At 52.6% G+C, this 24247-nt stretch carries 16 protein-coding genes; 10 read left to right on the top strand and 6 right to left on the bottom strand.

All coding sequences use genetic code 11. The features are described 5' to 3' along the window. Nucleotides 1-118 precede the first annotated feature (118 nt). A complete protein-coding gene (gene mqnC, locus Pla110_RS02060) occupies nt 119-1249 on the bottom strand; it encodes a cyclic dehypoxanthinyl futalosine synthase (protein ID WP_144992699.1) in 1131 nt (376 codons plus the stop codon). Next, nucleotides 1218-2033 carry a menaquinone biosynthetic enzyme MqnA/MqnD family protein gene (locus tag Pla110_RS02065; protein WP_144992701.1) on the bottom strand — a complete coding sequence of 272 codons (816 nt, stop codon included), beginning with the start codon at nt 2031-2033 and terminating at the stop codon, nt 1218-1220. Before Pla110_RS02065 ends, mqnC begins: the two co-directional genes overlap by 32 nt. Before the next feature lie 277 nt (nt 2034-2310). On the opposite strand from Pla110_RS02065, the gene Pla110_RS02070 reads away from it, so the two are divergent. From Pla110_RS02070 to Pla110_RS02080, 3 genes are all read left to right on the top strand, one after another. Further along, nucleotides 2311-3627, top strand: coding sequence for a homoserine dehydrogenase (locus Pla110_RS02070; RefSeq protein ID WP_144992703.1), 1317 nt, complete (start codon nt 2311-2313; stop codon nt 3625-3627). A 213-nt stretch (nt 3628-3840) separates the two neighbouring features. Beyond that, entirely contained in the window at nt 3841-4713 is an 873-nt protein-coding gene (locus tag Pla110_RS02075; RefSeq protein WP_144992705.1) for an NAD(P)-dependent oxidoreductase, read from the top strand. 121 nt (nt 4714-4834) lie between these two features. Next, nucleotides 4835-6271, top strand: a complete 1437-nt coding sequence (locus Pla110_RS02080; RefSeq protein WP_144992707.1) for an RNA polymerase sigma factor — start codon at nt 4835-4837, stop codon at nt 6269-6271. Between the two features lie 162 nt (nt 6272-6433). On the opposite strand, the gene Pla110_RS02085 is transcribed toward Pla110_RS02080, so the two are convergent. Next, nucleotides 6434-7906 carry a phosphohexomutase domain-containing protein gene (locus Pla110_RS02085; protein WP_144992709.1) on the bottom strand — a complete coding sequence of 491 codons (1473 nt, stop codon included), beginning with the start codon at nt 7904-7906 and terminating at the stop codon, nt 6434-6436. A 139-nt stretch (nt 7907-8045) separates the two neighbouring features. Between Pla110_RS02085 and holA the strand changes: the two genes are divergently transcribed. Continuing rightward, on the top strand, nt 8046-9044 hold the full coding sequence (gene holA, locus Pla110_RS02090) for a DNA polymerase III subunit delta (protein ID WP_144992711.1): 999 nt from the start codon (nt 8046-8048) through the stop codon (nt 9042-9044). A gap of 296 nt (nt 9045-9340) precedes the next feature. Here the strand turns inward: holA and Pla110_RS02095 are convergent, their stop codons facing one another. Continuing rightward, nucleotides 9341-10834 carry a M81 family metallopeptidase gene (locus Pla110_RS02095; RefSeq protein WP_144992713.1) on the bottom strand — a complete coding sequence of 498 codons (1494 nt, stop codon included), beginning with the start codon at nt 10832-10834 and terminating at the stop codon, nt 9341-9343. 160 nt (nt 10835-10994) lie between these two features. Further along, nucleotides 10995-12440 carry an adenylosuccinate lyase gene (purB, locus tag Pla110_RS02100; protein WP_144992715.1) on the bottom strand — a complete coding sequence of 482 codons (1446 nt, stop codon included), beginning with the start codon at nt 12438-12440 and terminating at the stop codon, nt 10995-10997. Nucleotides 12441-12687: 247 nt separating this feature from the next. Here purB and Pla110_RS02105 point away from each other — a divergent pair, with 247 nt between their 5' ends. The 5 genes from Pla110_RS02105 to Pla110_RS02125 all read left to right on the top strand — a co-directional run bounded on the left by Pla110_RS02105 (nt 12688) and on the right by Pla110_RS02125 (nt 21094). Beyond that, complete coding sequence (locus tag Pla110_RS02105; RefSeq protein ID WP_144992717.1) at nt 12688-13743, top strand: transaldolase family protein; 1056 nt, start codon at nt 12688-12690, stop codon at nt 13741-13743. 123 nt (nt 13744-13866) lie between these two features. After that, nucleotides 13867-14976, top strand: a complete 1110-nt coding sequence (locus Pla110_RS02110; protein WP_144992719.1) for a substrate-binding domain-containing protein — start codon at nt 13867-13869, stop codon at nt 14974-14976. A gap of 88 nt (nt 14977-15064) precedes the next feature. Then, nucleotides 15065-16312 (top strand): ABC transporter permease, encoded by a 1248-nt coding sequence (locus tag Pla110_RS02115; protein WP_144992721.1) that lies wholly within the window; start codon nt 15065-15067, stop codon nt 16310-16312. A gap of 25 nt (nt 16313-16337) precedes the next feature. Beyond that, a complete protein-coding gene (locus Pla110_RS02120) occupies nt 16338-17870 on the top strand; it encodes a sugar ABC transporter ATP-binding protein (protein ID WP_144992723.1) in 1533 nt (510 codons plus the stop codon). A gap of 131 nt (nt 17871-18001) precedes the next feature. Continuing rightward, nucleotides 18002-21094, top strand: a complete 3093-nt coding sequence (locus Pla110_RS02125; RefSeq protein ID WP_144992725.1) for a PVC-type heme-binding CxxCH protein — start codon at nt 18002-18004, stop codon at nt 21092-21094. Nucleotides 21095-21135: 41 nt separating this feature from the next. On the opposite strand, the gene Pla110_RS02130 is transcribed toward Pla110_RS02125, so the two are convergent. Then, nucleotides 21136-22839 (bottom strand): response regulator, encoded by a 1704-nt coding sequence (locus tag Pla110_RS02130; protein WP_231742829.1) that lies wholly within the window; start codon nt 22837-22839, stop codon nt 21136-21138. Between the two features lie 467 nt (nt 22840-23306). Between Pla110_RS02130 and Pla110_RS02135 the strand changes: the two genes are divergently transcribed. Then, nucleotides 23307-24167 (top strand): hypothetical protein, encoded by an 861-nt coding sequence (locus Pla110_RS02135; protein ID WP_197440446.1) that lies wholly within the window; start codon nt 23307-23309, stop codon nt 24165-24167. Nucleotides 24168-24247: the final 80 nt, after the last annotated feature.

The raw sequence follows: 24247 nt of genomic DNA on the forward strand, positions 1-24247 counted from the left end.
ACGCCCTCTGAGAATTCGATCACTAACACGACAGGCTGTCTGCCGCAGGCTGTTCTTCAAGAGTAGCCTAGAGGTTGTCGGGGTGAAAGAGCGGAGCTGGCCGGGGGGACCGGCTTGTTCAATTTAGAATCGGCAAAGTCGCTACAGACCGACCAGGCGTTACCTTTGGCGCCAGGTCTTCGTCGATCAGGTCGTAGAAAACGTTTCGTTGTCGGGGGATGTAACCCGCCTCGGAAATGCATCGTCGGATCTCTTCGAGCGACAGGTGATAAACCGTTCCTGCCTGCGAGACGACATTTTCCTCGATCATCAGACTTCCCATATCGTTGGCTCCGAAGAAGAGCGCGACTTGGCCGATTTTGTCTCCCTGGGTCACCCAGGAAGACTGAATGTTGGGGAAGTTATCGAGATACAAACGTGCGATAGCCTGAGTTTTCAGGTATTCAAATGCTCCGGCAGGGGGAACATCGGACATGTCTGTATTCTCAGGCTGCATCGTCCAGCAGATGAAAGCGGTGAATCCGCTGGTTTCGTCCTGCAACTGACGGAGGCGTTCCAAGTGTTCGACACGCTCGGCCAAAGTTTCGATATGTCCAAACATCATGGTGGCCGAGGATCGTCCTCCCAGTTCGTGCCAGACGCGATTGACATTCAACCAGTCGTCGGTCAAGACTTTCCCACGTGTGATTTCTTTCCGAACACGGTCGACCAGAATCTCACCGCCCCCACCGGGGATGGAACCCAGTCCCGCTGCTTTTAACCGTTCGAGTACGGTTTTGAGAGGAAGTTTGCTGATTTTGGTGAAGTGATGAATTTCCGGAGGGCTGAACGCGTGGATATTTACCTGGGGGAAGTTCTCTTTAATGTTAGAGAGCATTTTCTCGTACCATTCGAGAGACAGTTTAGGATGCAGGCCTCCCTGCATCAGAATCTGATCACCACCCAGGTCGACTGTCTCCTGAATTTTTTGCAAGAGGACATCCTGCTCCAGAACATAGACATCAGGATGATTGGGCGGCCGATAGAAGGCGCAGAAATCACAAACAGCCGTGCAGGCGTTGGTGTAATTGATGTTTCGATCGATGTTATAGGTACGATACGGTTCCGGATGGAGTCGCTGAGTCACCTGGTGCGCAGCGCTACCGATGGCGGTTAGGTCGTGTGACTCAAAGAGTTTCAGACCGTCTTCCGGAGTCAGTCGTTCGCCGGCAATCGCTTTATCGAGTAGAGACGTAATGTCGCTGGACAATGTCAATTCCTCCCGGAGGCAAGTAGGTCGCGAGATCCTGAAACAGTCTCAATCCGTTCCGTTCCGCTGATCCCAAATGAAAGTGTAGGTTGTTTCTTAAGTAGTTTTCTGCCAGTTCTGGTGACAGGTCCAGTTTGGGCGCTTCTTCCGCTGCTATTTCCGCCAGATGTTCAACGCCCTGATTTCGTGCTTCAGAGAGAATGTCCGGCAGTTCGCCCAGTTCGACATGGGTGCGGGCGGCCCAGGCGGCGAAGACAAACGGCAGCCCGGTCCAGCTGTACCATTCTTCGCCAAGATCCCAGACAACTTCAAATTCTTCTTCCGGCACATGCATCGCCCGATCGCCAATCATCAGGATGGCATCGCATTCTGATGCTTCCACCGGTTTTCCGAAAGGGAGCGGGGCAAGTTCTGGCTGGACTCCGTATTTCTCGGAGAGAAAAATCCGCACGAGCGTCGCACTCGTCCGCGAACCGACGTCGAGCGCGAGTGTCCGGATTTTGCCCGGATGAACTCGACTGTAAAGTCTTACGCTGAGAACAGGTCCGCAACTGGCTATGCAGGCGTCCGAAATCAGCTTACAGGAAGGGTTTCGGGTGATCTCAATCGAAGGAATCAGAGCAACATCCAGCTCTCCCGCGGCAAGTTGGTCCGCGAGACGGCTGGGATAATCGAGCTTCAATTCCGCTGCGGGCGCCAGTTCGGCCAGGCGATAAACCAGAGGTTTGGCATTGAGATAACTGACCGCCCCAATACGTAATGGGCGGCATTGATTGTCTGTCATTTCGACGGAAGACCTTTTAAAACTGATAGAGACGTTCATTGATTATAAACCGTTTCGTCTCGCTCGCAAAGCAACCTGCGAGTGATGATCTAAATTGAAGTACCCAGTTTTTAACGGTCAGGCCGCAAAATCAGGACGAGAAGACGTCCTCGACGGATGCATTCCTTCCCGATAACGCTACAATCGAGCCCAGATCCGCTGTCTAAGGGATCAACCGCAGCGCCGCGGAAACAATAACCGAAAAAGCCCCTCTCCAAGCCAACTTTAAAGCAACCTGATGTCCGAAATAGTAAAAATTGCCCTGATTGGTCTGGGAACCGTCGGTACCGGAGTCGCCCGAGTCCTTCTCGAAGAATCTGAACGCCTGACTCGCCGCTGTGGAAAACAGATTAAACTGGCGAAAGTGGTCGTTCGGGATAAATCTCGACCTCGACACATTGATCTCCCTGATGAAATGGTGACGGACAACCTGCAGGATGTTCTCGATGACGAATCCATCCAGATTGCAGTACAGTTGATTGGGGGAATTAATCCGGCGAAAGATTACATGGAGCGGTTGCTCGACAGTGGGAAACATGTCGTCTCCGCCAACAAGGCCTTGTTATGCGAGCATGGTGAAGAATTATTCTCCCGGGCCCGTGAACAGGGCCGCACGATCGCTTTTGAGGCTGCCGTCGCCGGGGGCGTGCCGATTATTCACGTGCTGAGTCAGGCGATGGTTGGAAACCAGATCACCTCCATCGAAGCGATTCTGAACGGTACGAGTAACTTCATTCTCTCCGAAATGTTTCTCGGTGGACGCGATTATGCCGACGTCCTCAGGGAAGCTCAGGAGCTGGGCTATGCCGAAGCAGATCCCGCTTTGGATGTTGATGGAACAGACGCCGCCCAGAAATTGGGCCTGTTGACCCAGCTCGCTTTCGGAACCAAGGTCTCGCTTGATCAATTTCCGCGACAGGGCATTGACAAGCTTCCGTTGGAAGATTTGCTCTACGCGGATGAGCTGGGGTACTCGGTTCGGTTGATTGCAGTCGCCCGTTTATTAAACGAACAACTCGAGATGCACGTTCAACCAACACTGGTACAACTCGATAAGCCGTTGGCTCAGGTCAGTGGTGTGAATAACATGGTCGCCCTCGAAGGGGATGTCGTCGGAAAAACCTGGTACTCCGGATACGGTGCGGGTCAGAACCCGACCGCCTCGGCCGTGATTGCTGACCTTGTCGACACGGTCGCTGGTCGCAGTGATCTCATTTTTCCATTCATGGATCTATGGAGTGATCGACCCGCCCGAAAAGTGCTACCCGCAGAAGAGATTCGCCGACGGTATTACATGCGGTTCAGCGTACTTGATCAACCTCATACTTTTGCTGAGATGGCCGATATTCTGGGACGAAATCAGATTAGCCTGGCCTCGATCATTCAGCATGAAACTCCCGAATCGCCCGAGGCCAATGGAGAGTCCCGACAAATCGTGCCCGTCGTAATCATGACACACATGACAACCGAAGGTCGCATTCGAGCCGCAAGCGCCGAGCTGGCCGAATTGAAATCGATCTGTCCTGACCCGGTCATCATGCCTGTTCTTGATTAACGTCGGTTGGCGAAGAAGCGATTCACGTCGGGTTGGTATCACCGCATTATGTTTCAGCGTTTTGTGTGCCTGCGGCATCCGGACAACTCGTCGAGACTGTCTGGGCCACCCTTTTTGTTTTCCATTCATCCTGTAGGTACGTTGAGCTTGGAATCACAGAAAGTTTCACTCGGTCCGGATTTGCCCCCAAGATAGCCACCAGAAGGATTAACCATGTCGCGAGAAACCACCGTCGGGATTATTGGGATCGGGTTACTCGGCTCCGCGATTGTTGAGCGACTGCGAGGGACAGAATATGAACTTGTTGGTTTTGACCTCATTGAATCGGCTCGTACCTGGCTGGCTGAGCAGGGAGGCACCGCCGCTGACACTCCGATCGAAGTGGTCCAACAGGCCTCTCGCGTAATTACCTGTCTGCCGAACTCTACGATTTCCAGCGAACTATTGCACAGTTTGGAATCGGAACTCCAACCGGGTGACCTCGTGATTGATGTCACCACCGGGCACCCTACGGAGATGGCGGCGATGGGGGAGCACTTGGCCAAGTTGGACGTTGGTTACCTGGATGCCACGGTTGGTGGCTCCAGCCAGCAAACGCGAGATGGCGAATCGATCGTCATGATTGGAGGCACCGCCGAAGGGGTGTCGCAGGGGCAGGATGTTCTGGAATGCTTTTCCAAACAACAATTCCACGTCGGTCCATGGGGCGCTGGTGCCCAGATGAAACTGGTCGTGAATCTGGTGCTGGGTCTGAATCGCGCCGTGTTGGCTGAGGGACTTTCCTTTGCCGAGCGGATCGGCTTTGATCTGGGACAGTCATTGGAAATCTTAAAGGCAAGCCCGGCTTGGTCGCTGGTAATGGATAAAAAAGGGGAGAAGATGATTCATCAGAATTACGAACCCCAGGCCCGTCTGGCCCAGCACTTGAAGGATGTGCGTTTGATTCTAGACGTTGGCGAACAGCAGGCTATTCCGCTCCCGCTTTCAGCGATTCACCGGACCTTACTGGAAACTTCCCGCGACAAAGGCTTTGGCGAAGCCGACAACAGCGCCGTGTTTGAGGCGTATCGATCCCAGAACGACTAACTTCGAGTATTTTGGCGATTGCTGGAAAAAATGACGAGATCAAAGGTCCGTCACCCAATGTTCGCCCCTCCATAGAGACAGAACCACTATTTTTCTGTCACCATGCTGGTTAGGAGGCTGGATGCATCACTCTCAAACCTCAGCTAGGCAAACTGATTCGTCCTCTGTTTCGCACTCTGATGCGGAACTCTTAGCCCGTTTTCTCGCGAGCCAGGATCAAGCCGCTTTCACCAGTCTGGTGGAGAGGCATGCATCGCTCGTCATGGGGATATGCAATCGGATCCTGCGCGATAAACAGGACGCAGAGGATTGCTTTCAACAAGTCTTTCTCAAGCTGGCGATTAAGGGAGATTCGATTCGTGAAACCGATTCGCTGATCGGCTGGTTGTTTACGGTGGCGCATCGAGAAGCGATCGAGCGGTATCAGCAAAGAGCACGCCATCCCTCCGTTTCTCTGAAGGGTGAGCCAATGGAACAGACTTCAGCCGCAGAGAAGCAGGACGAATTTGAATCGGCGCTCGCCCTGCAAGAGGAGGTGAGCCGGTTGCCGGAGTCTTACCGGGGGCCGATTGTGCTTTGTTATCTGCAAGGGAAGTCTCGCGAGGAAACTGCCCGTGAACTTGATGCCTCTGAGGCATCGGTCAAGGCACGTCTTTCTCGAGGACGAAAATTGTTGCAGAAACGGCTAGTGAAACGAGGCATCGTTTATGGGGCCGCCCTTGCTGCCTGGCAATCATCGAGCACGTTTTCCGCCGGAACGATCTCCACCACCCTCATTGCTCAAACAGTGACTTTGTCGACGGCGAAGGCCACCGCCGTTTCGTCAGGTTTAGCGGGTTCTTCCTCATTATCTTCCTATAGCTCTGGAGCGTTGAAACTAATGGCCATGTCAAAAACTGCGAAGATTGGGGTGGCTGTCTTTGCCCTGTTATTACTGGGGACTGGCGGTAGTTTATTACTGATGAGAGGGGCAACATCTCCCGACCGAATGGTGAAGTCGCCAGAAACATCGCAGCAGAAGGAGGAAAATAGCCCGGTTCCAATATCAACGGAAGTCAGTTACCCGAAGGAGTTCGAAACTTACGAACCTGTACACGCCTGTGCGGCTAAGTTTCTGTACTGCCTGTACACAGAAAATATTGAACAGGCCGCAGACTTCGTGGATTTCGAAACCAGAAAACTGGAAAACCGCCCTCGACCAGGGATGACCTGGCAAGATCGTCTGGCTGAAGAGCTTCAAGAAATGTCATCGGGACTCAGGAAAAATGGACGAGACAAGCCTCTGAAGATTAAAAGGATTTTTATTGATGAGCATGCTGGAGTGGCGCTGACTGAAGAAGCACTTCTTCCAGTCACTGAGGAAAATGTAGTTACAGGGGCGATTGTTTTAAACTGTTCCCTAAATGCTGAAAATGAATGGAAAGTGATTGGAATAGATCTCGCAAGTCAGAATCATCCCTCACGAATGCTTAACAATTTCATGCTGGGACATCCGGATGCACGCGAGTACGATGGCGAGCTGATGAAATTCGTAGAAGAACCTAAAGCTGAACGTTGAGGCATGGAACGTCGAGAAATATCGCAGGATGATGGCTGCGAATTTGCTATGAAGATTTCTCTCAATCCACCAAGTCTCACTGAAGAGGACTTGATACTTTTTTGTGCATGCGGAACCGAGACAACTCTAGCGAGGTTGTCTCGGCAATCTTGGATACTCGTTTTAGCTGATTGTCCCCGGTCTCAGTTCCGACAGCGGTTTCACTTGTCGACTGAGCATTTGCAGGATGTGGGCGAGGGTGAGGATGGCGTCGGCAGTGGGGAAAAGGTTGTTGTACCAGAAGTAACCACTCTTTCCTCCGGCCAGTAAACCATTCTGAGCGGCGAGTTGTTTGCACGTCTCTTCATGTGTCGTGATGCCTGTCAGAACGTTCAAACCAAGCATTCGGAGCGTGGCAATCAGAGTTTCGTTGCTGGCTTCGTCCAGTAGTACGGGACGGCGGACATCCAGTAGCAGTTCAGCCAGCATTAACGTCAATTCTTCGGAAGAAACGACCTGTCCCTGTTCGTCGAGTGTCTGACAACGCATGCCATCTTCTTCAATCAAAAAACCGAAATCGGCGTTCTCTGTTGAAATGAATTCCTGCAATTGGGTTATATCTAAATCGTTTTTCGGCGAACCCTTGAGTACAGAATCGCCCGCCATGCTGGAGCGGAGCCCACGCAGGGGAAGTGTCATCGGCTTCAGCGTGCAGGGGAGTGAATCAAAGATTCGCGTTAACGTTCGTAGCACGAGTCGTGACGGAGAGGCGACGGCAATCGTCAGAGGACGCAGCGCATGAAAGTGTTTCCACAAACTTGCTTCGTAGGGAACGAACGCTTGAAAGGTGCGCTGAGGAGGAGATTGACGACGCGGACGCGAAGCGGCCCGTTCCCAATTTGATTGGATAGTTGAAAGCTGTCCCTGTAGAGACCAGGGAACCGCACCCGCCCCCACAAAGTCGAGTCCGATGGACGAGGTCTCGGCGTTTGCGCCAGTGACCAGAATTCCGGAGGCCCCTTCGAGGTGGTGAACTGTATGAAGGAAACAGGGTTTGGTGGAGAGACCGATATCAATCACTTCGCAGCCCATCAGTCGCAGGCGGGAATAAACCCCCATCACCAAGTCGGGAGCGGAAGGGCGTTGGTCGTAACCGACAACGACTTTGGGGACGGGCACGGAACTGACTGGCCGAGGTTTTTTGCGGTGGATCGGGTCCAGTTCCTGGCTGCCGATGAGTGGTCGTTCTCGCCACAAAAGCCGCGCGAACGTGGCGGTGATTTGCTCGGCGCGTGTCCGGTTGATTTCATTCAGGTAAACGCCGCGGACACCTTCTTCCCGGAAGAGTTCTGCCGGAGTCGGTTCGCGATGGACTGGTTTTGCAGGCGCCGGTTTACCAGCTTGCAACGGAACGGCGAGTGACCCTGTTTCCGTATTGTGAGGACATTCCCGGCATTTGGGGTAGAACGCCGCCATCCGGGAGAGATGAACTGCTCGTGAGATCGACTCTGTCTCACCCGGGCAACAGTATTCCAGCACCGATGTCGACGAGAGGGCCGCAAACGGGCGCACTTTCGCCTGCTCTGGCACCGGAGTGGATGCTGGTGAGGGATTCCCAGAGGGAATCGACTGAAATGGCGAGGTTCGTTCCGTCACAACTCGCAATTCTGGAAGGAAAATGAGAAGATGATCCGAGAAATTCTGCTTACTGAGACGCTCAGTCTAAGATGGAAGAATTGAGCTCGACAAACTGTATCCCAAATGCCCGAAAATGGTCAACAAGGATTCGACCTGAATGCATGTCACTGATTACCTCGCCCGACCCGCTGAAACAACGTTAAAACCGGTCATCGTCCTCTTTGGGGCCGACCGGTTTCTACAGCAATCGGCGCTCAAAGTTCTGACGGAACAGTTGCTAGGCACAGATGATCCGGAAATGAGCCGCGTCGAATTCGCGGGGAAAGATGTCGAACTGAAAACGGTTCTGGACGAGGTCCGTACTGTCTCCATGTGGGGCGACACCCGCCTGGTCGTCGTGGACGATGCCGACGAATTTGTTAGTGCTCACCGATCCGGGCTCGAAAAATATGTCGAAAAGCCGTCTCAGAAATCGACATTGATCCTAAAAGTTACTAAATGGCCCAAGAATACCCGGATTGCCAAACAGGCAGCGAAAACAGGCCTCGCCCTGGAATGCAGCCCACTCGCGGGGGGCAAACTGGTGCAGTGGTTGATGACCGAAGCGAAACGGCAGTACGAGAAAAAAATTGACCACGATGCGGCGCATTTGCTTGTGGAGCTGATCGGAAATGACGTCGGTCAGGTTCAGCAGGAACTCGAAAAGCTGATCAACTACATCGGTGACGAACCCGCGATTCATCTCGAAGATGTTCGTAAACTGGTCGGTGGCTGGAAAGCCGAGACAACCTGGGTGATGCTCGATGCTTTGCGCGACGGGGACATGAATCATGCTCTCAAATGCTACGACCAACTCGCTACGGCGGGCGAAGCACCGCAGCGGTTGCTGGGAGGGATTACTTTCACCTTCAAAAAGCTGGTCCACGCAACCGAACTTTCCCGCCACGGTTTGCCACTGACGGACGCGCTCCGCAAAGCAGGTGTTTTTCCCCGCGACATCGGTGCCGCTTCCACCTACCTTCGCCGGATCGGTCGCCCTCGTGCCGAACGAATTCTGCAGCTCCTGCTCAAAACCGACAGCGACCTCAAAGGAGGCTCCCGATTATCGGAGCGAATTCAGATCGAACGCTTGCTACTACGATTAGGCGCAAGCTAAGCACTCTGGAAATTCAGCGGAGTGGAATTAACCGGGGTGGCCCAGCAACACTAAGTTGTGAAGAACAGCTAAGCAAGAAATGCTCTCTTGGTCTTTTCCAAGTGAACGGTAACGGGAGAGTGCTGGGGAACATCGTAGTGCGTGTCAGAAGACGCGATGATTTAATGCGATGTGTTTGAACCATTCTTGCGAGAAAGCATTCATCGCTTAATCAGTTCATCACTTAAGTGTGCCTGCGGCACCCAGACAACTCTTTGAGATTGTCTGGGCCACCCTTTGGTGGAACTCGAGGCTTCTTATAAGCGGCTCACGATGGCTTCCGGTACCAGCTTATAGGGGAACAGTTTCAGGTTGCTGCTGCAGGGTCCCGGGGTGTCGACCGTGTAGTTCGCTCGGGCGATGGGATTGTAAGCTCGGCGGTGGGCGACAGCCGCTTTGACGGCAATGAGGGTGGCCTCTTCGGGGATGATTCCCTGGCTGCGGAGTTGACCGAGGTCGAACGGAGGTGTCTTGCGGGACGTAAGCAAAATCGATCCCAGCGGATGCTTGAGCACGGCGCATGGTCCCATGTCGATCTGTACTCCGGCGATCGAAGCGAGATGGCTGTTACGATCTTCGAGTTCAAAATGACCGTCCGAACGATGAATAAGCTCGCCCGTGAATTCGACGGGACCTTCGCCCAGCGCACTCCCTTTGCCACCGACGACGACTGTGACTTGGTCGCCAAGTGACTCTGTCTGCAACGTGGCAACCGCGGCCGCGTCATCAATGACGACAACGAACCCGGGGAAATTATGTTTGAGAAAGAAACTTAGTAAAGAAGTTCCGTCACCGGGGGCACCCCCACCGATGTTGTCGGAAGGTTCGGCGAGGACGATGGGATTTTCTCCCGCGTCGATGTGTTGACGAAGGTGAGAGACGAGTCCTTCCGGATCGAGGTCTGTTACCTGCGCGTGAACGTGATCTGCATTCGCTTTTGAGATCAGGTGGTCGAGCAGATCCTGTGCGCGGGAAGGTTCCCCATAGGAGACGATGGAAATCGAGACACCGGTGTGGGGCGTGTCGGCGAAGGCGTATCCGCCAAAAATGTTGACAGCCGCGACCCCTTCTTCCGTCTGTTCGTATCGACGAGCCATCTCTTCCAACGTCTTCATGGGAACGTCGTCAGTTCCCGTAGCGGTTGGTGCCCAAAGCAGACCGGCGGCTTGATGCAGGACGGTGGGAAACTCATTCCGTCGGAGTACTTCGCTGAGTAACTTCGCTCCTGAGTACGCCGCGGCATGGGCGTCCGTATGGGGGTTACATTGATATGAGACAAAGCCCTGGCTGGCCTGCATCATTTCGGGGGAGATGTTCCCATGCAGATCGAGAACACCACAGATCGGAATGTCCTTTGCTCCGTCAAGTTGACGAAGACGGTGCAGCAATTCTCCTTCGGCGTCCGGGTACTTGTCGGTCGCCATCGCTCCGTGCAGGACGAGATAGATTCCATCAATTCCGTTGGCGAATTGTTGTAGATAACCGTCGGAAATGGCGTGCCAGAACTCTTCGAACACCTCGTTGGCGACGGTACCGCTGGGCATGGCTCGCATGTCGATGGTGGGTAGGAACGTCCAGCCCGCTTCTGTCCCAAATTCGACGACCGCTGCCAAGGGGGACCCATCGCCTGCAACCTGCAGAAGTTCATCGCCCCGACGAATTTCAAAGTCGTCGGGGCGGGTGATTTCTTCCAGGAAAGTATGTGTCTCGTGAAACAGACCGGCGAGCAAAATACGAGGGGATTTGGACACGGAACAATTCCAGTCAGGAGTCAAATGAAACAAGGTTAAATCATCCGCGAGCAATGGGGGATGAACGCTGGCTTGTCGCGTCGTGTCGCGACCCGGACAACACTCCGTGATTGTCCGGGCTACCCAACTGGCATGAGGGGAACCGTTTTTGTCCAGGTACTCAAACTCGCAGATCGTCGTTGCCGAAGTCCAAATCGTGTTTGTATTTCAGGCGAATCGGTTCGATCACATCTGAGATGAAAGCGTCAACCTGTTCCGGAGCGCGGCCGATGTATTTTCTCGCGTCGAGGGCAGACTCGAGATCGACCTCGGCGAAGTGATTATCCTGTTTGAGGCGGGCGATCAAGTCGTTTTCCAAACCGAATTCTTTGACTTGCTTCGCCGCTTCCTGACTGTGAACACGAATGACTTCGTGCAATTCCTGGCGGTCGCCCCCATTGCTGACACCGGCCATCAGAAATTCTTCGGTCGCCATGAAGGGTAGTTCTGCCAACAGGTTCTTTTCGATGACCTTGGGATAAACCACCAGGCCATCGACGATGTTTTTGTAGATAATGAGGGACGCATCGATTGCCAGGAAAGAAAGCGGGAGCGACAGGCGGCGGTTGGCACTGTCGTCGAGCGTCCGTTCCATCCACTGTGTTGCCATCGTCTGACTCGCATTCGAGACGAGGCTCATCGCAAATCGGGTCAGGGCACACATTCGTTCCGACCGCATTGGATTGCGTTTATAGGCCATGGCGGACGAACCGATTTGTTTTTTCTCGAAGGGTTCTTCCAGCTCTTTGCGGTTCTGCAGCAGACGCATGTCGGTTCCCATTTTGTGGGCCGATTGGGCGATACCGCTGAGGACATCAAGCACTTGTGAGTCGAACTTGCGTGAATACGTTTGCCCCGTGACCGCGAAACGCCGGTTGAAGCCCATCTTTTCCGAAACGAGTTGATCGAGCTGGTCGACTTTTTTGTGATCACCATTGAAGAGTTGCAGGAAGGTTGCCTGGGTTCCCGTGGTTCCTTTGACACCACGGAAGCGAATCGTGGCAAGACGATTTTCGATCTCTTCCAGATCAAGGACCAGATCGTAGCACCAGAGCGTGGCCCGTTTACCGACGGTCGTTGGTTGGGCGGGTTGCAGGTGAGTGAAACCGAGGCAGGGGAGATCACGGTATTCGGTGGCGACATTGGCCAGGTGATGGATTGCCGCGACCAGTCGCGAGCGAATGAGGGTCAGTGCGTCTCGAATTTGAATGAGTTCACTGTTGTCTGTGACGAAGCAGCTGGTCGCTCCCAGATGGATGATTCCACCTGCATCTGGGCAGAGGTCACGATAAGCGTGGACGTGGGCCATCACATCGTGACGGAGTTCTTTCTCGTATTTTGCCGCAGCGGCGAAATCGACGTTCTCGGTATTCTCGCGCAGTTGGTTGATCTGCGCGGGAGAGATATCAAGTCCCAGTTCGGCTTCCGATTCCGCCAGGGCTACCCACAATCGCCGCCAGGTGGAATGTTTCGTCTGGGCCGACCAAATCCGGCTCATTTCCGGTGAGGCATAACGGGTGATTAACGGGTTCTGGTATTGCTCATGCGGAGAGAGATCAGTGGACACGTGGAAAAGCCTTGTCTGTCAGTTTACCGGACGGTTTGAAGAGAAAGAGTGTAATACGGGCAGAAATCTGCGCGGCAGAGCGTTATCATAATTTAAGAGATTCAGCCGGGCAGAAAGGTCCATTATAACGTCGTGAACGCTTCGGTGTTACTGTTCGCGATTCCTCGACCGGTCAACTTCGGAAAACTGGCAGAATCGCAGCCTCTCATCTCAGATTAATATGCTCCCCCTGCAAAGGATTTGTGTGATGTCGAATTCCATTCAATCATTATTAGCGACGGGTACTAAATTATGGGTCGACAGCGTCGATCCGGGTGATGTGAAGGAAACGTTGGCGCTTGGAGGAACGGGCGCGACTTCTAATCCAATCTTGATTTCCGGACTGATCAACACCGGACAGTACGACGATGAATTGACCAAGTTGATGGGCGAAAGCGATGATGACGCCGAAGTCGCCTGGAAATTGACCGACCACATCATTAAAGGGGCTCAGGAAAAGTTCCGCCCGATCTTCGAGCAAACCAAAGGCGATGATGGTTACGTTAGCTTCGAACTCGATCCACTATTAGAGGCGGGTGACTGCCCGCTCTCGACCGAAGAACGAACGGCTAAATACATTGAGCTGGGAAAAAAATGGTCGGCCGGTCACCAGAACCGCATGATCAAAGTCCCTGCTACTCCCGCAGGGTTGGGCGCTCTGGAAGAACTTGCGGCCTTGGGCCTGACGTTGAACGTGACGTTGATTTTCACTCCCCGACAATACGAGGCCGCCCGGGACGCAATCTGGAAGGGAGCCCAGAAACGGGAATCGCTCGACAACTTCAAGTCTGTATATTCTGTCTTCGTCAGCCGAGTAGATGTTTACACCCAGAAACATCTTCCCGATCTTGCCGAGAATCTGCAGGGACATGTGGCGATGGCGAATGCTCAATTGATCTGGGATGAAAACAGAAAGTTCTGGGCCGACAAAGGGCTCAAGCTGAGTCAGGAAATGATCTTCGCCAGTACGGGTGTTAAAGACCCTAACGATCCAGCGGACAAATTCAACTCGGGCCTGGCTGGAGGAGACATCCAAACGGTTCCTCCCGAATCGATTCAGGATATTAAAGAGATGGAAGGCAAAGTCTTTAAGCCTCTGTTACACGAACTTCCTGAACAATCTTTCGTCGATCAACTCTATGCCGATGTCGATTACCAGAAAATGGAAGACGTGTTGATGGAAGAGGGGCTCAAGAAATTTGCCGATCCCCAGAAAGCTTTGCTGGCGAAAATTGCCGAAAAACGAGCCGCTTTAACCTCTTAGTCCGGCCACCTCTTTTCAATTGATCCGGCTGGCATGCCCGTCTCGGGAATTGATTCGCCAGTGGGAAGATGGTATTTATTTAGGGACATTAAATAATCTTCAGCGCTCCGAGGAGTCCGTTTGATGAGTCGAATCAGGAATACTGTTTCTTTAATGCTGGCGTCGTCAGGTCTGGCACTGGTCTGTCTGTTTGCCGGTTGTGGTGAGGGTGAGAACGGGGGAGAAGTGACTCCCGCGACTCGCAGGATCATTTTGCTGACCAATGGAAATTCCCCTTACTGGGATGCCTTCGCTACCGGAGCGAAACAAGCCGAAGAAAAACTCGACGTCGGTAAGGGGGGACTGCAGGTTGTCATCGACCGGGGCAACTTTTCTCCGCAAACGCAGATCGACAAACTACGGCAGTATCAGGGTGCGACCGACATCGTCGGTGTGGCCATCTGTGTTTCGGATCCGAAAAACCAGGCGCTCGTGAATCAACTCGTCTCTTTGAGTGAATCAGGCGTGAAGCTGATCACGGTGGATTCCGACATTGATCGCGAAAACGAAAAAGCTCGTACAGCGCGTTTTGGATATCTGGGAACAGACAACTTCGAAGCGGGCCAGGAGCTGGGTAAAGCGGCGAAAGCCTTACGACCGGACGGAGCCAAGTTCGCCACGTTCGTGGGAGTGAAGTCGGCTTCCAATGCCCAGGAACGAATCGGCGGATTCCAGGATGGAGCAGGCGAAAATTTCGTACAGCTTGAAAGCATGGGCGATCAGGGTCAGGCGGATACGGCAAAGAAAAATGTTCGCGATTCACTCGATCGTCATGATGACCTGAACACTCTAGTGGGGATCTGGTCGTACAACACCCCCGCGATTGTCGATATCGTCAGCGACTTGGGTATCCGGGAGAAAACAACCGTCGTCGGATTCGATGCGGATCCACCTTCCATTGCGGCAATGGAAAAGGGGAACCTGGATGCAATGCTGGTTCAGGACCCTTACCAGATGGGGTTTGAAGGTGTCCGTCTGCTGACGGCATTGATCAATGACAATCAGGCCGACATTAAAGAAATTTTCCCCAACTACGGCAAACCTGACGGAGACATCCACGAGACAGGTCTGAAAGTTGTCGTCCCCAGTGAAGAGTCTCCCATCAAAGCGGATCTCTTCTCGGAAGGCACCACCTTCCTGACCTTGGAGCAATTCAAAGAATGGTTGGCGGAATACAATCTGACCGGTTCCTGAGTAAGTAGCGACTGCTGAGTCTGAATCCTCCAGTCCGTTTGTTGAATCCACTTCTTTATTCCTATCGTCATTTGTTGGTGAACCCGGCATGTCTTCCTCTCCTTCTGCACCTACTCCCAAACTGGCTTCGGGGAAGTCATGGAGATCGAGACTGCCGGTTGAAGTCGGACTATTGTTCGCCATAGCGGTCGTTGTCCTGTTCACGGGGATCGTCGATGATTCTTACCGCTTGAAGACGGCCTACAACGCTAAAGAGATTCTGTTGCAGACATCGCTGCTGGGAATCTTTGCTTTAGGCGCGGCGATCGTGATTATCTCGGGAGGCATTGATCTCTCCAGTGGATCGGTGATAGCTTTCAGCGGGATGATCTGTAGCGCGATCATGTTGTCGCTCTCGCCGCTCGATGAATCGGGAAATCCTGATACAAATAATCTGGGTGCCGGGATCATTGCGCTCGCGATTCTAGGAACGATCTTTGTCGGGCTCATCATTGGGACATTCCATACGTGGTTGATTACGGTAATCGGTCTGCCTCCCTTCGTGGCAACGCTGGCATCGCTAGTCGGGTTGCGTAGCCTCGGACGGGTCTTGATTCAGGACATTACGGGCAATATTGGCACTGTCGGACCCAGTACGAAAATCTACATCTTTGATCCCCTCTTTAATGACTTGGGACGCGTCTGGTGGATACCGTTATTAGTCTTCATTGTGCTTTCCATTTTGCTCTGGCTACTGATGAGCAAAACGTTAGTCGGTCGGCATCTGTACGCGATGGGCGGTAATGAAGAAGCGGCACGCCTCAGTGGGATTCACACCGACCGACAAAAGTGGCTCGCGTATTGCCTTGGTTCAGTGACGGCCTCCATCGCCGGCATTCTGTATTGCAGTTACGTAGGGGAAGCCAATCCTGAATCTGCCGGAATGGGGTACGAACTCAACGCGATTGCAGCCGCTGTGATTGGAGGCTGCAGTCTGACGGGCGGAATTGGCACGATCACCGGCACAATGCTGGGCGCGCTTTTCCTGCGAGTGGTGATCGACTCAGTGGCCAAAACAGTGAAAGGCAGCCCGGACGAATTCGAAGGCATGATCGTTGGCTTGCTTGTGGTTCTGGCTGTCGCTTTTAACGAACTGCGCACCGGAGCCCTGCGTCAGAAGAAGTTCTTCCCGGGGAAACTGGGGATCGTCAGTCTGTTTATCCTCAGCGGGTTAATCGGAATTATGGGTGGAGTGCTGTCGACATCTCATCCATTGTGGTGGGGCTTGGGTTCAGGATTCGCCGCTCTGCTGTTGTTGGGACTCAAGGCATTGCTGGAACGGTCCGCGTCTCGTTAATTCTGCGTTCAAACTGGAATACCATATGTCGGCCACGCCTTTGATTGAGATCAGTCAGATCAGTAAAAACTTCGGGGGAGTGCAGGCGCTTCGCGAAGTCAGCTTTGCCGTGCAACCGGGCGAAATGCATGCCCTGGTAGGAGAAAATGGTGCTGGGAAAAGCACGCTGATGAAAATTCTTTCCGGTGTGCAAACCGACTATGACGGAGAACTGATCATTCATGGCAAGACCGTTCGCTTTCTCGGAACTCGCGATGCGGAAGCGGCGGGGATCAGCATCATTCATCAGGAATTGAATCTGGTCGAAAATCTGTCGGTTGCAGCGAATGTCTTTCTGGGACGCGAAGAGACTTCGGGGCGTTTTTTTCTGGATGACCGTTCGATGGAACGGAAAGCGGCAGAGCTGTTACAGCAGTTGGACTGCGTGATCGCCCCGCGACAGCCAGTAGGTGAATTGCGAGTTGGTGACCAACAGTTAATCGAGATTGCCAAAGCACTCTCGATTGAAACCGAATTGATCATTATGGATGAACCCACCAGCGCGCTGACCGAGTCCGAAGTCGAGCGTCTGTTCCGGGTGATCGATCAACTCTTGAAACAGGGCAAGACGATCATCTACATCTCGCACAAGATGGACGAGATCTTTCGCAGGTCGGATCGTATAACCGTTTTAAGAGACGGAACGCATGTGGTGACGAAGCCCTGTTCTGAATTGTCGCCGAAGGAAGTGACTCATCTGATGGTGGGCCGTGAGATTGAATCGACAGAACTCGGCGCAAATCGACAACCGGGCGAAACCTTGCTCAAAGTCGAAGGGCTTTCTCTTCCCTGGCCTGGGCATGTGCGTCAATGGCGTTTGAAAGATGTTCACCTTGAATTAAAACGTGGTGAAGTGGTTGGCATCGCCGGTTTGATGGGAGCGGGAAGAACGGAGCTACTCGAATCATTATTTGGTGCGACCGATGTTCCACCGCAAGGGCAAGTTCTGCTCGAAGGTAAGCCTGTTAACTTCCAGCATCCCGCCGACGCAATGCAAGCGGGGATTGCGCTAGTGACGGAAGACCGTAAGCGATTAGGGCTGTTCTCTGACATGAATATCCGCGAGAACATCACCTTGTGTACGTTGCCGTCGCTATCGAAAGCAGGACTGATCTCCACCCGACAGGAACGTGACGCAGCCGATGAGTCGATTAAACAGCTGGGAGTGAAAACATCCGGACCAGAAGCACCGATTCTCAGTTTGAGTGGCGGGAATCAGCAGAAGTGCATTATCGCCCGTTGGTTGCGAACCGACCCCAAGCTGTTATTGCTCGATGATCCCACACGAGGAGTGGATGTCGGGGCGAAAGCGGAGATTTATCAGATCATCGATGAACTTTGCCGCGCGGGGATGGGACTGTTGATCACATCGAGCGAATTGCCGGAATTGATGATCGTGTGCGATCGGATTCTTGTCCTGTGCGAAGGGCGGTTGACGGGCGAGTTCACCCGCGATCAATTCTCAGAAGGGGCGATTATGGAGGCGGCAACCGGGGCGATTGAGGCCGCGGCTGTTTAAGTACAGGCTCTAAGTCTGCTTTTAGTGAGAGAAGAAGTGATTTGAGTCAATCACTACCGACGCATCCAGTTTCTCTTTATGATGGAACGAACATAAGATCGTTCCGCAACTGTTTTGAAGAGAATGCTGCAATGAAATTGACCGCTGTTGTAAGTGCCTTGCTTCTTCTATTCACCGTAAGCTCTTCTCCTGCGGCAGAACTTCCTGTTGTGCCGGAAGGATACAGCATTGAAGTTGTTGCCGAGCACCCCTTGGTGAACTATCCCATGATGGCGGGCTTTGATGACCGCGGCCGGTTGTTCATCGCTGAAAATGCGGGCGTCAATCTTCCTGCAAAGGAACTGCTTGAAGATCCGCCGAACTTCATTCGCATGTTGGAGGACACCGACGGAGATGGGACGTTCGACAACAGCACGATCTTCGCTGACAAACTCACCTTTCCACAAGGAGCCCTGTGGCACCGCGGCGCGTTGTATGTGGCGAGCCCTCCTTACATCTGGCGTTTTGAAGATACGGATGACGACGGCGTCGCTGATGTACGGACTCCCATCGTTGGCGAGTTCGGTTTCACCGGAAACGCGGCGAGTATTCACGGCTGTTTTCTCGGTCCCGACGGACGCATCTATTGGTGTGATGGCCGGCATGGTCACGAATTTACGAATGATGCAGGCGACATCACCAGCAAGGGCTTGGCTGCACGCATTTTCTCCTGCAAACCGGACGGTAGCGACGTACAGATTTTCTGTGGAGGGGGGATGGATAACCCCGTGGAAATCGATTTTATGCCGACAGGTGAAATGCTGGGAACCGTCAACATTCTTCTTAATGGCCCACGGGTTGACTGCCTGATGCACTGGATTGAAGGGGGAAACTACCCTCATTACCAGAAGGCCTATAGTGAGATGCCCCGCACCGGGGAATTGCTCCAACCGATGACCCGCTTCGGCCATGTCGCCGTTTCAGGGATGACCCGCTATAGCTCAACCGGCCAGTACGAAGCTTTACAGAACAGTATATTCACAACGATTTTTAATCTTCATAAAGTCGTTCGTTCCGATATTAAACGGGTCGGAGCGACGTTTGAAACAATCGAAGAAGACTTTCTGGTCTCCGACAATCCTGACTTCCACCCGACGGATATTCTAGAAGATGCGGACGGAAGTCTGTTGGTGATTGATACCGGTGGATGGTTTCGTATTGGATGCCCGAACTCACAGATTGCGAAGCCGGAATTCACCGGGGCAATTTACCGTATTCGCAAAACGGATACAGCAGTGGTGATGGATCCTCGAGGCCTGGAACTCGATTGGGATACTCAAAATGTGAGTCAGTTGATTGAACTCCTTGGCGATTCTCGTCCCGCCGTCAGTGAACGAGCGATCGATCAGTTGGCTCTGACAGGTGATGAAGCTGTTGCGGAACTGACGACAGCGATTAATACTGCTGACTCTCCTGCCTCGCTTCCTGCTGTTTGGGCATTGAGAAGAATGGAGACAGACAAAGCGTTGACCGCGCTGCGGGAAGAACTCGATTCGAAAAATCTGGATGTACGGCGGATTGCGATTCGATCCGTGGGCGAACTGAATGATCTGATGTCCTTAAACCTGCTATTACCCAATCTGCGTTCGGAAGACCTCTCTCTGAAACAAACCGCAGCGACTTCGATCGGGCGTATTCTCGAAAAGCATGCCGACCAAATTCCGACAGTGATTCAAGAGCGAGTCCTGAATGAGCTATTTGTGCAATTACAGAACCCGGAAATAGATCGCGTGACCGAGCATAGTTTGATATTCGCCGTGATCCGGTTCAATCGTTCAAAACCAGTCATACCGTTTCTTGCTCATGATAATCCACTCGTACGCCGAGGGGCATTAATTGTGCTCGACCAGATGGGGCAGGGGGAGCTCACTCGAGAACAGGTCGTTCCTCTATTGAACACTTCCGATCCTCAGTTGCAGAATGAAGTTCTGCACGTCATCAGTGAGCACGAAGGCTGGGCCAGTGAAACGTTGGCTTTGCTGGACGAATGGATGCAGGACTCCATGTTGACTGAGGAGCAAGTCAGTGTGCTTCGTGGTTTTCTACTGGCTCAAATCTCGGATGAGGCCGTTCAGTCTTTCATTGCACGGAACTTTGCAACGACTTCGGAACCGAATCAGTTGCTGTTATTAGATGTAATTAGCGCGAGCGCCCTCCCCGCTTTGCCCAATGAATGGGATTCGATTCTCTTGAGGTCGCTGGCCGACGAGCAATTGGAAATTAGGCTGGCGGCCGTTCGGGCTCTCAATAAATTTGACGCTCGGACCTTCGAGAAGCAATTGAAGACAATCGTTGCCGATGAGGGCGAAGCGGCGAATGTGCGAGTCGAAGCAACCCACGTACTGGCGAATCTGTTGACGACCACCAGCGATCCGTTGTTTAAATTCGTTCTGTCTCAACTGGCTGAGGATAACTTTCCCACAGAACGACTGGCCGCGGCTCGCGCGTTGGCGGCACTTCCGCTCAGTATTGATCAACAAAGCCTCCTGGTTGATCAGCTGACCTATGCAGGCCCCGTGGCGCGACCTGTTCTTATTCGTTCCTTCGCCGATGCAGACCAGGAAGAACTCGGTCTGAAGCTGGTTAAAACGCTCGAGGAACTCAAGGAAAATCTGCCAGCCGAACAGCTCGATTTGTTGTTTCGGAATTATCCCGAATCAGTTCAACAGTTGGTTCGCCAGAAGTTGGTTAAAACGGAAGCTGACTTTGCTGAGAACAAGGCGATGCTTGCCGAGTTGGAACCATTGTTGTCCGGGGGCGATCCTTCGCACGGACAGACGGTCTTCTTTGGTAAGAAGGCAGCTTGCTCTGGTTGCCACGCCGTCCACGGAAAAGGTGCCCGAATTGGTCCCGACCTTTCTCAGATCGGTGCGATTCGAACCGAGAGAGATTTGCTCGAAGCGATCGTCTTGCCCAGTGCTAGTTTCGCCCGCGAGTTCAACTCGTACACGGTGATCACTGAGGATGGCAAGGTTCACTCCGGTATCATCAGCCGCGAAACTCCGGAGGCGATTTTCCTTAGAAAAGCGGATCTCAGCGAAGTTCGAATCCCTCAAGAAGAGATCGACGAGATGCAAGAATCCAAAATTTCCATCATGCCCAAGGATCTTCACAAGGCGATCAGCGATGAGGAACTTCGCGACTTGATTGCCTATCTGGAAGCACAAACAAAACTGGGCCAATAGCGGAGCGGTAATCTCGGGCCATCAGTTTGAGCCCAGTCGACTTACTCGTTGACTTTAGCGGGCGGACTGACGGCGTTCTCGAGTTCCGCCAGAAGTTGATCGAGCCGGAACGGTTTATAGAGGACCGACTTCAATCCTCGTTGACGCGCTTTCACAATCGAATGTGAAGGGTCGTAACCGAAGCCCGTCATGAGGATCACGGCGAGATGCGGATGGATTTCGAGTAGTTTCTCGAAGCATTCATAGCCAGTCATGTCGGGCAGACGAATATCGGCGATGACGACGTCGTAGTGAAAACTACGAACCATCAATAACGCTTCGTCACCGTGATGGGCCGTTTCGACCTCGCAACCGTATCGTCCAAGTAGCTCATGAGCGGCACCACGGACGGAGCTGTCGCTGTCGACTACCAGGACTCGTTTGCCGCGCAAGCTCGGATGCTCTTCGCGGTAGGACATTGGATTATAGGTCGTCTGCGGAGCGATGCTCTCACCGACGCGCTGAATCATCTGTTTGATTTCTCGGGTATGTTTGAGAATGTGTTGGAGCCGTTCGGCGACGCTCGGTTCGTGCCCGATGTAGCGTTCCAGAATCCAGGCGGCATCGTTCAGAATTCCATCAACTGGACCGACAACCTCTTTCAGAATACGCTCGGTGCTTTCTGTAACGGTTGTCACTTTTTCGGCGACGAGAAGTTCAAGCGTATTAAGAGCGATCGCTACTTCGCGGCTGAATAGTTCGAGGAACTGCAGGTCCGTTTCGTCGAAGGCCCCTTTCTGGGGGGATTCAACATTAAACGTGCCGATGATTTCATCGTGCAGAATCAGTGGAACCGTCAACGAGCTGTGTGCTCCAGGGGCTCCTGGCAGGTAAAGTGGATCGTTCTCGGTGTCTTCGCACAGGTAGCTCTTGCCGGTGCTGGCAACAAAGCCGGTGACCCCATACCCGTCTGGTTGAGCAAACAACAGACGGCGTTCGGCATCTTCTTCCATTCCCACCGAGAGCAGTGACTCGAGCGTTTTTGTTTTTTTATCGACCAGTCTGATTTCGACTGTTTCGAATTCGAGCAGGTCTTCGGTGTAGTGCAGAATTTTGGATTTGAGCAAGTCGATCCGGTCCTGGACCGTCATCTCCAGAACTTCCTGAGGTGACAGATCTCCCAGATCGACTCCGGCATGATAGACGGCGTCCAGTTTCTGTTTATGCAGAACTTCGGTGGAGACATCCCGAATCACGACGAGCAGAAGTTGGGGGGCCGTTTCTGTGGAACGAAGAACGGGGCAGGCCTGGACTTCGTAGTAGGTCTTTTCGCCAATACGGAGCTGACTCCGGGCGCAGACACCTTGACCGAGGGCAGTATTGAACGGGGAGTAGTCCGGTCCCAGGATTTCTGGCGTACCGAAGACCTGGTAGAAGTTTTGGCCATCCAGCGACTCGGTATTACTGGTCAGCTGTAAAAGACGTTCATTACTCCAGAGGATTTTGAGATCCGAGTCGAGCAGAGCGAGTCCGTCGGGAAGCTGATCCAGCAGGCCATCGACTTCCAGGAAGGTCTTGAGTAGTGCTTCCTGGGGGCCACTGACGAGGATGGCCTGGAAATTCTCGGTCTGCAAACTCTGCACACCAGATTCGAAGTTCCGCGGGACTTCGACCTGAAATTGAAGTTCTAATGACTGTACCAGGTTCGACAAATCAGCCGAATCTTCGCCCAGTACTAGAATTTTCTCCCTTGCCGACGGTGTCAAGTTCGCTCCAGAGAACAGCAGATATCCAAGATCGACCAGCGCCCATTCACGCGGGCTGAGACTGGTAACAGACTGGTCTATTGGAATCGGTAGGCTGGCAGAATCGATGCGTCTACGATGGAAAACTGCCCGATTTATATCGTGTCTAATTCATCCTATCCCACTCTACCTAATCCCTCAATCTCAAGATCGGCAAAGTTTTCGGGAAAGTTGACCATCATCTGAAAATATTTCAGATTTGCAGGGAAACAATGAGAATCGAATCAAGTTTCAGATCGACAATAGTACGATTGCCCTTTAGTCATGAGTCGAGATGTAGTTTGCGGAACTCCTCCTCTGCAGAATACCCCTTTCCAGATTTAGATTGTCCACCCATTATGAATAGCATTTTCTCTACATACTCTACAGGCGAAAATCGCGTCACATCATCAATATTGGCAGTCATCAGCTCGTTATCCCTTGACCGCATGCAACGTTTGATTGGTTCCATTCTGGAACAACCGGAACTGGAAATAATTCGATTTGAGAATCAGCCATCGAAAGGATGGGACGGCATCCCCGATGCGGTGATTCATAGTTCAATGCGATTACTTCTTGAAACCAAAACCGAACTCAACGGCATTCGACGAAAGCAGATCGACCGTCACTTGGCGCGACTCGACATTGCGGTTGAATCGACGCAGATACTGCTTGTATTGACGCCGGACGAGTTCAAACCTGCGAAACTGAATGAAATTAATGACCCGCGTCTGGTTTGGTCTTCATTTGTGAGACTGAGTCAGGCCATTGATACCATTCTTGATGACCCGTTAGACGTCGTTTCAGAACGCGAAGCATTTTTACTGCGCGAATTACAGAAGATGTTAGAAGCCGAAAACTTATTAGGGAGTCCTTTTGATGTGGTTGTCGTTGCCGCTAGAAATGCCTGGCCTGAGTATCGTGAGATTCACGCCTATGTCTGCCAGGCGGGGCGGTCTATTCAACAAGTTGATCGAATAGGATTTTACTATGGGGGAGCAATTCAGCCAATTTTACCTAAAATTCTGGGGGTATATGACAACGTCAAAATGGGTCGGAATCTCCATAAAGGAGATTTGGGAATACTGGTAAACAGACTGGTTGATGAGAAGCGACGGCTTGAAGGGGAGCATTTCAAGGTGTACCTGCTCTCCGCTCCGGAAGATAAGAAAACGATGATTTTGAACCGGGAGATTCAGAATGACAAACAAAGTTCGACCGGAAAACCGACCGCTTTTACAATGGGACAACGCTATGTCCTATCCGAGCGATTAAAGGAGGCTGAGAAGACTTCGCAACTGGATACATGAATCAGCGGTGTCTTGAAGGGTGTCCTGCCGCGCATCAAAAAACCCGCCTGTAAGAGGCGGGTTAATTGGAAGTGTGATGA

Origin of the sequence: Polystyrenella longa (genome assembly GCF_007750395.1) — a bacterium.
GTDB classification, from domain to species: domain Bacteria; phylum Planctomycetota; class Planctomycetia; order Planctomycetales; family Planctomycetaceae; genus Polystyrenella; species Polystyrenella longa.

Excerpts from the sequence above, each read along its gene's own strand:
- Pla110_RS02125 (WP_144992725.1), top strand. The coding sequence starts at position 18,002 with ATGAAATTGACCGCTGTTGTAAGTGCCTTGCTTCTTCTATTCACCGTA.
- Pla110_RS02075 (WP_144992705.1), top strand. The coding sequence starts at position 3,841 with ATGTCGCGAGAAACCACCGTCGGGATTATTGGGATCGGGTTACTCGGC.
- Pla110_RS02105 (WP_144992717.1), top strand. The coding sequence starts at position 12,688 with ATGTCGAATTCCATTCAATCATTATTAGCGACGGGTACTAAATTATGG.
- holA (WP_144992711.1), top strand. The coding sequence starts at position 8,046 with ATGCATGTCACTGATTACCTCGCCCGACCCGCTGAAACAACGTTAAAA.
- Pla110_RS02065 (WP_144992701.1), bottom strand. The coding sequence starts at position 2,033 with ATGACAGACAATCAATGCCGCCCATTACGTATTGGGGCGGTCAGTTAT.
- Pla110_RS02120 (WP_144992723.1), top strand. The coding sequence starts at position 16,338 with ATGTCGGCCACGCCTTTGATTGAGATCAGTCAGATCAGTAAAAACTTC.
- Pla110_RS02110 (WP_144992719.1), top strand. The coding sequence starts at position 13,867 with ATGAGTCGAATCAGGAATACTGTTTCTTTAATGCTGGCGTCGTCAGGT.
- Pla110_RS02080 (WP_144992707.1), top strand. The coding sequence starts at position 4,835 with ATGCATCACTCTCAAACCTCAGCTAGGCAAACTGATTCGTCCTCTGTT.
- Pla110_RS02115 (WP_144992721.1), top strand. The coding sequence starts at position 15,065 with ATGTCTTCCTCTCCTTCTGCACCTACTCCCAAACTGGCTTCGGGGAAG.
- Pla110_RS02135 (WP_197440446.1), top strand. The coding sequence starts at position 23,307 with ATGCAACGTTTGATTGGTTCCATTCTGGAACAACCGGAACTGGAAATA.
- Pla110_RS02070 (WP_144992703.1), top strand. The coding sequence starts at position 2,311 with ATGTCCGAAATAGTAAAAATTGCCCTGATTGGTCTGGGAACCGTCGGT.